Annotated in this window: 11 protein-coding genes; 5 read left to right on the top strand and 6 right to left on the bottom strand. The window is 60.0% G+C overall.

Going from position 1 to position 12,901, the window contains the following annotated elements:
* Positions 1-139 precede the first annotated feature (139 nt).
* From HF682_RS10230 to HF682_RS10220, 3 genes are all read right to left on the bottom strand, one after another.
* On the bottom strand, positions 140-814 hold the full coding sequence (locus HF682_RS10230; protein ID WP_168877193.1) for a GntR family transcriptional regulator: 675 nt from the start codon (positions 812-814) through the stop codon (positions 140-142).
* Between the two features lie 108 nt (positions 815-922).
* On the bottom strand, positions 923-2,350 hold the full coding sequence (locus HF682_RS10225; RefSeq protein WP_168877192.1) for an aldehyde dehydrogenase family protein: 1,428 nt from the start codon (positions 2,348-2,350) through the stop codon (positions 923-925).
* Between the two features lie 88 nt (positions 2,351-2,438).
* Positions 2,439-3,344 carry a dihydrodipicolinate synthase family protein gene (locus HF682_RS10220; RefSeq protein ID WP_168877191.1) on the bottom strand — a complete coding sequence of 302 codons (906 nt, stop codon included), beginning with the start codon at positions 3,342-3,344 and terminating at the stop codon, positions 2,439-2,441.
* Between the two features lie 421 nt (positions 3,345-3,765).
* Between HF682_RS10220 and HF682_RS10215 the strand changes: the two genes are divergently transcribed.
* The 4 genes from HF682_RS10215 (at position 3,766) to HF682_RS10200 (ending at position 7,808) form a co-directional block, all read left to right on the top strand.
* Positions 3,766-4,812, top strand: a complete 1,047-nt coding sequence (locus HF682_RS10215) for a 4-hydroxyproline epimerase (protein ID WP_308418725.1) — start codon at positions 3,766-3,768, stop codon at positions 4,810-4,812.
* 2 nt (positions 4,813-4,814) lie between these two features.
* Entirely contained in the window at positions 4,815-6,065 is a 1,251-nt protein-coding gene (locus HF682_RS10210; protein ID WP_168877189.1) for an NAD(P)/FAD-dependent oxidoreductase, read from the top strand.
* Positions 6,066-6,147: 82 nt separating this feature from the next.
* Positions 6,148-7,281 carry a branched-chain amino acid ABC transporter substrate-binding protein gene (locus tag HF682_RS10205; protein WP_308418724.1) on the top strand — a complete coding sequence of 378 codons (1,134 nt, stop codon included), beginning with the start codon at positions 6,148-6,150 and terminating at the stop codon, positions 7,279-7,281.
* 143 nt (positions 7,282-7,424) lie between these two features.
* On the top strand, positions 7,425-7,808 hold the full coding sequence (locus HF682_RS10200; protein ID WP_240947225.1) for a VOC family protein: 384 nt from the start codon (positions 7,425-7,427) through the stop codon (positions 7,806-7,808).
* A 14-nt stretch (positions 7,809-7,822) separates the two neighbouring features.
* Here HF682_RS10200 and HF682_RS10195 read toward each other — a convergent pair whose 3' ends face one another.
* Positions 7,823-8,461 (bottom strand): AraC family transcriptional regulator, encoded by a 639-nt coding sequence (locus HF682_RS10195; RefSeq protein WP_168877188.1) that lies wholly within the window; start codon positions 8,459-8,461, stop codon positions 7,823-7,825.
* Positions 8,462-8,924: 463 nt separating this feature from the next.
* Here HF682_RS10195 and HF682_RS10190 point away from each other — a divergent pair, with 463 nt between their 5' ends.
* A complete protein-coding gene (locus tag HF682_RS10190) occupies positions 8,925-10,028 on the top strand; it encodes a hypothetical protein (protein ID WP_168877187.1) in 1,104 nt (367 codons plus the stop codon).
* 200 nt (positions 10,029-10,228) lie between these two features.
* On the opposite strand, the gene HF682_RS10185 is transcribed toward HF682_RS10190, so the two are convergent.
* Both HF682_RS10185 and HF682_RS10180 read right to left on the bottom strand, forming a co-directional pair.
* Entirely contained in the window at positions 10,229-10,879 is a 651-nt protein-coding gene (locus tag HF682_RS10185; protein WP_168877186.1) for a response regulator transcription factor, read from the bottom strand.
* Positions 10,879-12,864 (bottom strand): sensor histidine kinase, encoded by a 1,986-nt coding sequence (locus HF682_RS10180; RefSeq protein ID WP_168877185.1) that lies wholly within the window; start codon positions 12,862-12,864, stop codon positions 10,879-10,881. The genes HF682_RS10185 and HF682_RS10180 overlap by 1 nt, the downstream gene beginning before the upstream one ends.
* Positions 12,865-12,901 lie beyond the last annotated feature (37 nt).

Below are 12,901 nucleotides of genomic sequence, written 5' to 3'. Positions count from 1 at the left end.
GGTTCGGTCGGAGGGTTGGCCCTGTCAGCGATTATCGGATCATGGGTCCGTGCTTGCAGCTACACGGTCACGCCACCGACCGATGGTGGCGTGGATGATTAAACAGGATTATAACATCGATTTCCGGGGCTGGATGCTATTAGCGGGATTGACCCTGCTTGGCAAAATAATTTTCCAGCGCATGCTCGGCACCCAGGATGTGCTCACGCAAGAAGCGTGCACCACCCTCGGCGTCCTTCTTCCGGCAAAACTCCAGCAAGGCGCTGTGCTCCGATTGCGCGCGCTGGCTGTAATCGGCATACAGAATCTGCATGCGGGTATACCGCTCGGTCTTGTTCAGCAGGGATTCCACCAGTGCGAGGCTGTGTGGCCGCCCGGCGGAGCGGTACAGCGACAGATGGAACTGGGCGTTCAGTCGGCCCCAAAGAGATACATCCTTCTTCTTCAGCGCAGCTTCGAACTGTTTGAGCAGGCTTTCGGCCTCCTTCAGCTCAGCTTCCGACTGTAAAGGGATGGCTCGCTGCAGCAGGTCACATTCAACCAGAGCCCGGATGTCCAGCAATTCCTTCACATCGGTAAAGGAAAACTGGGTGACGGTGGCTCCTTTATGGTCGAGGATCTGCACCAGACCTTCGGCTTCCAGCTGACGCAACGCTTCCCGCACCGGTACGCGGCTGACGCCAAACTCCTGGGACAAGGCCTCTTGCCGCAGCTGCATGCCATCCGGCAGCTCTCCGGTCAGGATCTGGTTGCGCAAGGCTTCTGTTACCGCACCAGTCAGGGTTTGTCGAGCAATCAGTGGCGGTTTGGACATGCGGGTTCTCTTGGTATGGGCAGGCGCCTGTTGTGATATGCGGTTTTATCACCCGCCCGACAAAATGTCCACTGCTCCCAGCCCGCCAAGGCCGGGAGATCCTTTGAATCAGGCCGCCACGTAGGCCGTCTTCACCGTGGTGTAAAACTCAGCCGCGTAGCGACCTTGCTCACGTGGGCCATAGCTGGAGCCTTTGCGACCGCCGAACGGGACATGATAATCCACCCCGGCGGTCGGCAGGTTCACCATCACCATGCCAGCTGCTGCGCGGCGGCGGAACTGGGTGGCCAGCTTGAGTGACTGGGTACAGATGCCGGAGACCAGCCCAAAGGGCGTGTCGTTGGCAATGGTCAGCGCTTCTTCAAAGTCTGCCACCTTGATGACGCTGGCGACCGGGCCAAACACTTCTTCACGGTTAATGCGCATCTGGTTATGGGTGCCGGTGATCAGCGCCGGGCTCATGTAGTAGCCGTCTTTCTCGGCTTGCAGGCGTTCTCCACCATATGCCAGCAGTCCGCCTTCTGCCGTGGCGATGCCGACATAGTCGAGATCCTGTTGCAACTGCCCCGCATCCACGACCGGGCCAATGTGGCTGCTGATATCCAGCGCGTGCCCCACCTTCAAGGTCTTCAGGCGCGACACCATGGCCTCGACAAAGGCATCATGGATACCCGCAGTCACCACCAGACGACTGGAAGCGGTGCAACGCTGACCAGTCGAGAAGTAAGCCCCATTGATGGCAGCCTCCACCGCCAGCTTGAGGTCGGCATCGTCCAGCACCACCAGCGGGTTCTTGCCGCCCATTTCCAGCTGGAACTTGCTGCCGCTGCCAAGGCAGGCGGCTGCCACTTTCTTGCCAGTATCCTGCGAGCCGGTGAAGCTGATGCCATCCAGCCCGGCGTTCAGCAACACATCGCCCACTTCACGGCCACTGCCCATCACCAGATTGAAGACCCCAGCGGGAACACCTGCCCGGTGCAGGATGTCAGCCAGTGCCCAGCTGGAGGCCGGAACCACGCTGGCGGGCTTGAAGACCACGGCATTGCCATAAGCCAGCGCAGGGGCAATCTTCCAGGCCGGGATGGCAATCGGGAAGTTCCACGGAGCAATGATACCGACGACACCCAATGGCTCGCGGGTGATGTTGACTTCAATCCCGGGGCGCACCGAATCCAGTACCTCGCCGTGCTGGCGCAGGCACTCACCGGCAAAGTATTTGAAGATATTGCCGGCACGAACGACTTCGCCCATCCCCTCGGCCAGAATCTTGCCTTCTTCACGGCTGAGCAGGCGCCCCAGCTCTTCCTTGCGAGCCAGAATTTCGCTGCCTGCACGGTCGAGGATGTCAAACCGCTGCTGCGGGGTGGTGGCTGCCCAGGCAGGGGCAGCCTGCCGCGCCGCGGCAATGGCATCCAGAGTTTGCTGACGATCGGCACTGGCGTACTCGCCGATCACATCAGACAGGTCGGAGGGGTTGCGGTTGACAATGGCGTGGGCGCTCTGAACCCATTCACCGTTGATCAGATTGGCAAACATGGCAGTTCCTTTTCCGTGGAGGAGGCAGCTTCACCGTAATGACAAACCCGGCGCACCAGGCGCCGGGTTGGGGGAGGGCAGATGAGAATCAGATTTGCGGCAGGGTCGGGCGCTTTTCCAGCGCAGTGCGAATGATCTTCTCGACCTGGGCGCGTTCTTCGCCAACCAGCGGCAGGCGCGGCGCACGCACGTGCTCAGTGCCAACACCCACGATGGCTTCCGCCAGCTTGATGTTTTGTACCAGCTTGGTGGAGATGTCCAGACGCAGCAGCGGCTGGAACCAGCGGTAGATGGCACGGGCCTCTTCCCAGCGGCCGGCCTGCACCAGACGGTAGATGGTCACGGTCTCTTTCGGGAATGCGGTCACCAGACCCGCCACCCAGCCGGTAGCGCCCATGGCCATTTCTTCCATCGCCAGATCGTCCACGCCGCAGAAGATGCCATAGCGGTCACCGCAAGCGTTGATCACCTGGGTGACGCGGCGTACGTCGCCGGTGGATTCCTTGATGGCCACGAAGTTTGGCTCATCGGCCATTTCCACCAGCATGTCCGGGGTGATGTCGACCACGTAGGCCAGAGGATTGATGTAGAGCATGATCGGCAGCTTGCTGGCCTGGGCCACGGCACGGTAGTGCGCAATGGTTTCACGGCGGTCGGATACGTAGCGCATGCCCGGCAGGACCATCAGGCCATTGGCACCTTGCTCTTCCGCCAGCTTGGCCAGGCGGCACGCATCTGCCGTGGTGCCTTCGGCCACCGTCAACAGTACCGGCACGCGGCCACGGCTGGCTTTCAGACCTGCGCCCAGTACCGCCAGCTTTTCATCAAAAGACAGGGTGGAGTTCTCGCCCAGCGAGCCGCAGACGATGATGCCATCCGCGCCGCAGTCAATCTGCCACTCAATGTGTTGTTGGGTACCTGCAAGATCCAGAGCGCCGTCGGCGGTGAACTTGGTGGTAACGGCCGGATAAACGCCAGTCCAGGGGCAAGCCATGAGTTTACTCTCCATCTTTGATTGGTCAGACCTGACATCCGGACCGTTGTGACAGCCCTGAATGCTCGGGTATGCTGCGCATCATATCTTTTTTGTATACAATATTCAATATGTGTGGCAAATAAATTAGGATGCACCGTAGAACTACAAGCGTACACCCCATGTGATGCGTAGTAATACGTAGATGATTGTGCAGGCTGGAAAAAGGCTTGTTCTCCACTGTCTTGTAATGTATACAATATACACATTGCAAGGGGTAACCTGGTGAGAAGACAGGCATTTCCAGCATGCCATTGTGTATGGCGTGGCAGTTTAACGGATGCTGGCTGTTTTCCTTGTTTGGTCATCAGGTCACTTTGCCGGTTAATATTTGGCCTTTTCGACGTTTTTCAAAACCCTGTTTGGTAATCAGATCAATAACATGAACAATCATGAAACCTCCCATGCATCAGCCGTAATGTCATCTCGTACGGCTCATACCTTCCACTGCATCGACGGACACACGTGTGGCAATCCGGTTCGGCTGGTTGTGAGCAATCATCCCCCGTTGCTGGGTGCAAACCAGGGGGAGCGGCGGGTTCATTTCATGGAACAGTTCGACTGGATTCGTACCGGTCTGATGTTCGAGCCGCGTGGCCATGCCCAGATGTCGGGTGCTTTCCTGTACCCGGCGACCCGCCCTGACTGCGATATCGCTGTCTTGTACATTGAAACCAGCGGGTGCCTGCCGATGTGCGGTCATGGCACCATTGGCGTAGTGACTTTTGCCATTGAGCGTGGACTGGTCACGCCGCGTACGCCGGGGGAACTGCGGCTGGAAACGCCTGCTGGCCTGGTGGTGGCTCGCTATGAGATGGATGGTCAATACGTCAAAGGCGTACGCATTACCAATGTACCGTCCTTCCTGTTCCGTACCGATGTCAAGGTAGTGATCCCGCAGCTGGGTGAGTTGAAGGTGGACATCGCCTATGGGGGCAACTTCTATCCCATTGTGGAGGCGCAGGAGAATTTCCGTGACATGGCGGATTTCAAGCCTTCTGAACTGGTGGAGATGGGCCGGGCGGTGCGCCAGTATCTGAACGAACACTATGAGTTTGTGCACCCGGAGGACCCGAAGATTCGTGGCGTGCGTCACTGTCTGTGGACCGGTGCGCCGCGCCAGCCAGGCTCGGATGCCCGTAATGCCGTGCTGTATGGCGAGGCCGCCATTGACCGCTCGCCCTGCGGTACCGGCACCTCGGCCCGCATGGCACAGCGCTATGGCCGTGGCCTGCTGAAGGCAGGCGAGCAGTTTGTGCACGAGAGCATCATAGGCAGCCAGTTCATCGGCCGTATTGAGGCCGAGACCAAAGTGGGTGATTACGCCGCGATGGTGCCCAGCATTGAAGGCTGGGCGGTGATTACCGGCACCAGCCAGATCACGCTGGATCCGCGTGACCCCTACTGTCACGGTTTTGAGGTGGCCTGATCATGACAACGCGCAAACAGGTTGTGGTGGTTGGGGCAGGCATCGTCGGTATTTGTTGTGCCGCCTGGTTGCGGCAGGACGGGCATGAGGTGGTGCTGGTCGATGCAGAAGCGCCAGGCCGTTCCACGTCGTTTGGCAATGCCGGTGCCTTTGCCGTGAGTGACATTGTGCCGCTGTCCGAGCCGGGGGTATTCCGCCGCATTCCGGGCTGGATGATGGACCCGCTGGGACCGCTGGCCTTGCAGTGGCGCTACCTGCCCTCATTGACCCCATGGCTGTTGCGTTTTGTCTGGGCCGGGCGACGCAGCAAGATGCAAAGTTTGACCTCCGCCATGGCGCAGTTGCTTAACCGTGTCTATGCTGATCTGGAACCGCTGGCTCATTGGGCGGGGGTGAATGCGATCTGGCGACGGCATGGCTCGCTGACCGTCTATGACGGACCCGGAGACCTTGCCAAGGATGCCGCCAAATGGCAGATCAAGCGTGATCATGGTATCCGCTGTGATGTGGTGGAAGGCGCGCAGCTCAAGAGCCTGGAGCCCGCGCTGGACCCGCGCTGGCAGCACGCGGTGCATGTGCCATCGTGGTCTCATGTGGACGATCCCTATGTCTTCACGGAAGGCATTGCCCGCAAGGCGATGGCTGAGGGGGTCACCCAGGTACCTCAGTCAGTCTCGGCCTTCCTGCTGGAGCAGGGGCGGGTGATCGGGGTGAAACTTGCCGGTGGCGACACACTCAAAGCCGATCATGTGGTGGTGGCCGCGGGGGTTTGGTCGGGCGAGCTGGCGAAGCAACTGGGTTACAAGGTGCCACTGGAGAGCGAACGCGGGTATCATGCGACCCTGCCGAATGCCGGGGTAGCGCTGGACAAGTTCATTTTGTCGGCCTCGGGCGGTTTTGTGATCCTGCCGATGGCGGATGGCGGCATCCGGGTGGCCGGTACGGTCGAACTGGCGAGCAAGGATGCACCCCCTAACATGCGGCGGGCTGAAGTGCTGATCGACAAGGCGCGGCAGTATCTGCCCCAGCTGAATGATGCCGGTGCCAGCTTCTGGATGGGAAACCGTCCTGCGCTGCCGGATACTGTGCCGGTGATTGGCAAGGCGCCACGGCACGACAATGTGAGTTTTGCCTTCGGTCATGGTCATCTTGGCCTGACGCTGGGGGCGACAACAGGCCGGATCATTGCTGATCTGGTCGCCGGTCGACAGGCTGCCTACCCCCAGGAGGCATGCCGGATTGATCGTTTTTGAGAGTACGGACGCATGCGATGCCCCGGCGCATGCTGTTTTTCCGTTATGGGGCTTATAAAATCAAACGAGGAGTGAATCGATCATGATGAACCCGAAGAAACTGGCCCTGTCTGCCATTGCCCTGGCGTTTGCCGCCAGCTCCGGTCTGACCCTGGCTGATACCGTTGTGAAACTGGGCTTTGCTTCGCCGCTGTCTGGCGCACAAGCACACTATGGCAAGGACAATGAAAATGCAGCCCGTCTGGCCGTAGAAGAGCTGAACGCCAAGGGTGTGATGGTGGGTGGCCAGAAGGTCAAGTTTGAACTGGTGGTTGAAGACGACCAGGCCGACCCGCGCATGGGCACGGTAGTGGCTCAGAAGCTGGTGGATGCCAAGGTGAGCGCCATCATCGGTCACTTCAACTCCGGTACCTCCATTCCGGCCTCCAAAGTGTACGCCGATGCAGGCATCCCACAGCTGACCGTGGCGACCAACCCGAAGTACTCCCAGCAAGGCTTCAAGAGCGCCTTCCGTCTGGTGGGTAACGACGCGTTCCTGGGCAAGGTGCTGGGCGAATATGCCGTCAAGACCCTGAAGGCCAAGAACATTGTGGTGGTCGATGACCGTACCGCCTATGGTCAAGGCCTGGCCGAGCAGTTTGAAGCTGCGGTGAAGGCCAACGGCGGCAAGATCCTGCGCCACGAATTCACCACCGACAAGGCTGTGGATTTCAGCGCCATCCTGACCTCCCTGAAGGGCAGCAATCCGGACGTACTGTTCTACGGTGGTGCGGATGCGCAAGCTGCGCCGCTGGTCAAGCAAATGGCCGGCCTGGGCATGACCGCCAAGATCATGGGCGGTGACATGCTGAACACCGACAAGTTTGTGGAAATGGCAGGCGGCAAGCCGGCTGAAGGTCACTTTTCCGCTGTGGCGGGTGCACCGCTGGACAAGCAACCGGGCGGAGCAGCGTTCGAGAAGAAGTACAAGGCCAAGTACAACCAGGACGTGGTGCTGTTTGGGCCGCAGTTCTATGATGCAGTGTACCTGGTTGCTGAAGCCATGAAGAAGGCCAACAGCACCGAACCTGCCAAGTATCTGGCAGCGCTGAAGACCATCAGCTACAAGGGCGTGACCGGTACCTTCGAATTCGAAGCCAACGGTGAGCCGAAGAATGCCCCGGTCACCATTTATGAAGTGAAGGGTGGCAAGTGGCAAGTGGTGACGGTGAAGTAAGGACTGCAGTGAGTCCTGCACCGTGAGGTGACCACAGATCAGGCCGGGCTTTCCCGGCCTGATTTTTTGGTATTGACGGCTTTGTTCAAGACATCACGCCAGGCAGGCGGGTAAGCTGATCCGGTTTTCAAGCAAGGAGTGAGATGATGAAGCTGGGATACACCATTTTCTATGTGCATGATGTGAAGAAAAGCCTGGCCTTCTACCAGGCTGCATTTGGTTTCGAATGTCGCTTTCTGCATGAATCGGGTGACTGGGGCGAGCTGGAAACCGGTGCGACCACACTGGCGTTTTGTTCACATGCCTTGTTGCAGCAGATGGGCAAACGTACGCAAACGCCGGACCCGTTGGCGGCATGCAGCGAGATCGCCTTGGTGACGGAGGATGTTGCTGCTGCTGTTGAACGGGCCTGTCAGGCAGGGGCGACGCTGCGACAATCACCGGAAGAAATGCCCTGGGGGCAGATTACCGCATATGTCAGCGACCCGGATGGTTTCCTGGTCGAAATTTGCACTGCAGTGGGCTGAGCGTTCCGCCGCGCTCAAGCAAAGGCCGGGGCCGACAGTAGCCCCAACCATGTGGGCTGGTTGCGCAACTGGCCGGGGGTATGCTGGAACCAGCGCTGAAAGGCGCGCGTCATGTGCGCCTGGTCAGCATAGCCCACATCGCAGGCCAGAGCCGTCAGGGGCGTGGCTGAGAATAGGGCGCGTGCCGCACGGCGCGCGCGCCCCAGCGCAATCCAGTATGCGGGATGGCGACCCGTGGGTGTCAGCAAGCGTTGCAAGGTGCGCTCACCCACCCCCAACTGGCGACAGGCGACGGCTACACTCGAGCTGGCAGCCAGCCCCTGCAACGCCTCATGTATCCGCGCATCCAGTCGTACTTCTTCACCAATGATGGCATTCAGGTCAGCCGGATTCGGGTCACGCTGCAGCTGCAAGGCGCGTAGCAGACGGCTTTCATCAAACTGGGCTCCGGGCTGGAAGCGATAGCCGAGGTAGCGCTCGCCGGCCACGCCTTCTACGGTATAGGCCTGATCGGCCAGCGGGGCGATCAGGGCTACACGGTGACCTGATGAACGGGTGTGGATGATCAGATCGCGACAACCATCTGGCGGCACCCAGAATGCGCCGCTGGCTGCCGTCGTGGCTTGCCAGGCTTCGAGAATGACAGGGATCATGAGGTGTATCACAGCATGGCAGGATAGGCATCCATGATACGGGATTGTCTGGCTGAGTGGGACACAGCCATTATGCTGCGTTGCAACAAAGTGAAATGATGTACTGCGCGTTGTCAAACTACACGGCAGAGTGAGGCATGGGAGGGAGAAAAAAAGAGGCCCGGTGTGAACCGGGCCGCAAACTCCAAAGGAGAAAAGAGGAGACACTATCAAGAAATCAGAAGAACCTCATTCCTGATGACTGCATTATGCTACAAGACAATTCAGTTTGCAAGCTAAATGTTGTGCACAGCAGCAAAAAAAATGACATTCTTCCTGACAGCCCAACTCAGAGTAGGCTACATGCGGGAAAGTTCCATGCGGTCTCCTTTTTTTGTAACCCGCTGCACAAGCGGGCTGGGCATGGTTGTGCAGGCGGTGCTGGTATACTGTCGCCTTGATTGATGAAACCTCTGAAGAACCGATGACCATGCTCTTGCCTGATCCCCGCCAGTACGCCCGGATGGACCCCAAGCAGCCCCTGCTGCGCCGTGTAATGAGCCACCTGACCCAGGCGGATCAGCCGGAAACCTTGATCGCCCTGCAACACGCGGTACGCGATGCCTTGCTGTCGGGGCAGGACGAAGCCTTGCAGCACGCACTGCAGGCAGCACCTGCCCAAGAGGCGCATGACGTGCTGTGGCAGCAGCTGTGTCAGCTGGTGGATGGGGAGGTGCTCAGCCGCCCGGATGGCAAGCGGGCTCGCCTGTTCATGTTGCCGCTGATACTGGTGGCGGGTGCGCGGCAGGAGGTGACCATTCCGGCGACCTTGCCAGATGCGGCGGCTGCCATGGCCTTGCTGCAACAGCACGGGGTGCTGGCCGACAGCAATCAGATCTGGCTGTCTGATACTCTGTGCGATTTACCGTCCATGGATGCCGTTTCAGCCAGCACCTGGTATCAGGCCATGTTGTCCGTGCAGCAAGGCGGACAGGGCTTGCCCTTGTCGTTGCCGGCATCACCGTTAGTGGTCAAAGGCAATGAAGGGGTGCATGTACGCTGCCTGGTGGGCCTGGCGCTGGAGCAGGAGGGGGAGTCGCTGGTGCGGTTGGGTGGCGATGCGCAAGGTTGGGGGTTGGCACTGTGCAAACTGCTGCAGACCCAATGGCAACAGAATGGGCTGACCCTGTTTGTCATGCCTCGCCCCATGAGCGGGGTGATGGCGGGTCGGCATGATGCGCGTTTTACCTGCCTGGAAGTGGCATTTCAGTTGTTTGCCAGCACCCAGATCCGCAAGGTACGGGAGGGCGTGGGTGATCCGGCCGCCGTGCTGGCGTGTCATGAAGGTGGCGAGTTGCGGGTGTGCCTGGGCTCGGTACTGCAGCCCTCCTTGCGGGAGCGTTTTGTCTGGCGCCTGTCGGCACTGGATCGGGTCGCCTCGGTGCAGCATATGATGGAAAGCTTGCTGCAGGAGTGCCAGGTGACGGACATTCGCCGTGTTCGTGATGTGCAGCCTGCGCTGGGGGCGGACGGGCAGCCCTTGTTCCTGGATCTGGATCAGGTTGCAGCGGATGAGGCTGTGCACTGAATAAAAAAATAGCCGCACTACGTATCCAGATAGTGCGGCCTGAGTGAGGACAAACCGGCGTAAGCCGGTTCAGCAGTCTACGCGATTGGGAGCGCAGGTTGCTGACAGCAAAACCATCAACAACCAAGACTACGAAACGGATATTAAGCGAGCGCTTGCGCTATGCCTATTGGGTTCGCTACCGAAGCGGCTGCGTAGAACTACGGACTGGCCGGGCCAGAGAGCGGGCTATAGCCGTGCTCGCTGACGCCGGTCAGATAGAGGCGCACCAGTTCGGCCAGTGACTGGGTTTCCAGCTTGGCAAAGATGTTGGCACGATGGGTTTCTACGGTGCGGGGGGACAAATCCAGCACACGGGCAATCTGCTTGTTGGACAAACCTTCGACGATCTGGACCAGAATCTCATTTTCCCGGTCGGTCAGCTTGGACAGCCGGGCTTGTGCCTCGCGGGTCAGGGTTTGCTGGCGACGACTGCGGATGTGCTGGGTGACCGCCTTCTGCACGGAATCCAGCAGTGCTTCTTCATCGACAGGCTTGATCAGGAACTCCACTGCACCAGCCTTGAAGGCGCGGCGGCACAGGTTGAGATCGCCATGGCCGGTGATCACCACCACTGGCAAATCACACTGCTCATCCAGTAAGCGTTGCTGCAATTGCAGACCGGTCATGCCGGGCATGCGGATATCCACGATCAGACAACCAATGGTGTTGCGGTCGAAGGCGCTCAGAAAGCTTAGCGGATCCGCAAAGGCGTCTACCCGCATACCCATGGTTCGTAGCAACAGGGCCAAGGCCTCGCGCACATCGTCATCATCGTCAATCAGGTAGACCAGCGGGGAGAGGGCGTCCATCAGTCGGGTTCCTTGGTAAGGGGCAGCACCAGTACGAAGCGGGCTCCACCCTCTGGCAGGTTCTCTGCCTGCAAGGTGCCGCCGTGCGCGCTGACGATATTGTGACAGATTGCCAGCCCGAGGCCCATGCCATCATTCCGGGTGGTGAAAAAAGGCTCAAACAGGCGTGGCAGGTCCGCTTCGGCAATGCCGCTGCCATTGTCTTCAATGCTCAGGCTCAGTTGCCCCCCTGTCAGCAGCGTACTGCTCAGACGGATGCGACCTTGCTTGGGTTGGGCGCGGCTGATGGCATCCATCGCGTTGCGAATCAGGTTGACGATGACTTGCTCAAGCTGGATCGGGTCGCCATGCATGACGGGCAAATCGGCGGCCAAGCCGTCCTTGACCTTGATCTTCAAGCGGGCCAGATCCTCGCTCAGCAACGCTAAACCGTGCCGTACCACCTGGTTCAGCTCCAGCGGCTGCTCGGTAAAGCGCTGGCGCATGGCGAGGCTGCGCAAGCGCAAGACGATATCGCCCGCCCGCTTGGCCTGCTTGACGGTGCCTTCCAGCACGTCGCAGGCCTGTGCCCATTCTTCCGGGCTCTCACGCAGCAGCCGCAAGGTAGCCTGGCTACGGCTGAGAATGGCGGTCAGCGGCTGGTTCAACTCATGGGCGATGCCAGAGGCCATTTCTGCCAGTGAACTCTCCTGGGTGACGCGCGTCAGCAAGGCCTCATTTTCGCGCAAGCGGCGCTCCGCACCTTCTAGCGCGGCCAGCGCCCGCCGGCGGAAGGGACCAATGTCACGGAAGGTCAACACACCGCCATGGAAGTCACCCACTTCGTCGAACAGCGGTGACAAGGCTCCCTCCACCATGCGTTGCCCGCCTTCCGGCAACGACAGCAGGAGGCCCTCTGGCAACTCCAGCACATCCTGACGACTGCGGATGGTGTCCAGAATCGGATAGCGGCGTGCCTCCATATCGGCTCGTGCCAGGTGCAGCGTCTGATCCACATCCAGGGTCAGTACCTGCTCACTCAGTTCGGCCAGCATGCGGGCGGCTGGGTTGACCAGGGTGATGCGGCCATTGCGGTCAAAGGCGATCAGCGCGTCGGCGGTGGCTTCCACCGTGGTAGAAGCCCTCAACCGTTCCCGTGCCAGCTGGTTGGCACTGCTGCGTGCAATGGAGCGGGCATACTGGCGTTGGACCAGCAGGCGCGTCAACAGGGTGACCATGACGGCGATCAGAGCGACCAGTGCCACCAGGCGATCGGGCGCCAGCTCTTGCAGATAGACCGGGCGCCAGGCATGCAGCAGGAAGGGCTGGGAGGCAATGGACAGCGGGTGGTCGTAACGCGGTGGTTCCATCCAGTTGACCCGCACCGAGTTGCTGCGCGGCGCCGGGTTGTCCAGCACGGGGATATCCCCGACCGGGGCGACCAGACGAAAGCCCATCTGCTCGGAGGGAAGGTCTTCCTGTCGTAGCAAGGCGGTGGGGTCGATCAGTAACACCGTGAGCTCGACGTCACCGTCATAGGTTTGTTGCCGCGAGACCAGAACGTGCCGATCTCCCGGAGCCCGCTCGACACCCAGCCAGTCCTTGTCAGCCGGGATGTCAAACAGGCTTTCACCATCCGGCCAGTCGATCGGGGCGGCGCCGGTTCGCCATTGCAGCTGGGGCCCGGAGCGATGGTTCAGGTATTGCCAGTTGGCGATACCCGCCACTTGCGGGTAGCGGCTGCGGATCGCCTCGGCAAAGCCACTCAATTCAAACGGTGAGGGAATGGGCGACAGGGTCTGAGTTGCGCCAATCGACGCCAGGATGGCGTCGTGCTGCTCGGCCCTCTGGGTCAGTAGCCGGTTGAGAATGCGGGTATCCTGCTCAAAGGACGAGGAGATTTGCAGGTACTGCGTGAACAGCATGGCCCCGATCGCCAGCAGGCTGAGGAGCAGCCAGGTCAGCAAAGCGAGCAGGAAGATTCGGGTACGCGGGGCTAGCGTCATGCCAGTAGACCGTGAGCGGTTCATGCAGGCGCGACAA

This window comes from Leeia aquatica (genome assembly GCF_012641365.1).
Lineage (GTDB): Bacteria > Pseudomonadota > Gammaproteobacteria > Burkholderiales > Leeiaceae > Leeia > Leeia aquatica.
This window is presented reverse-complemented; position numbering and strand designations above follow the sequence as displayed.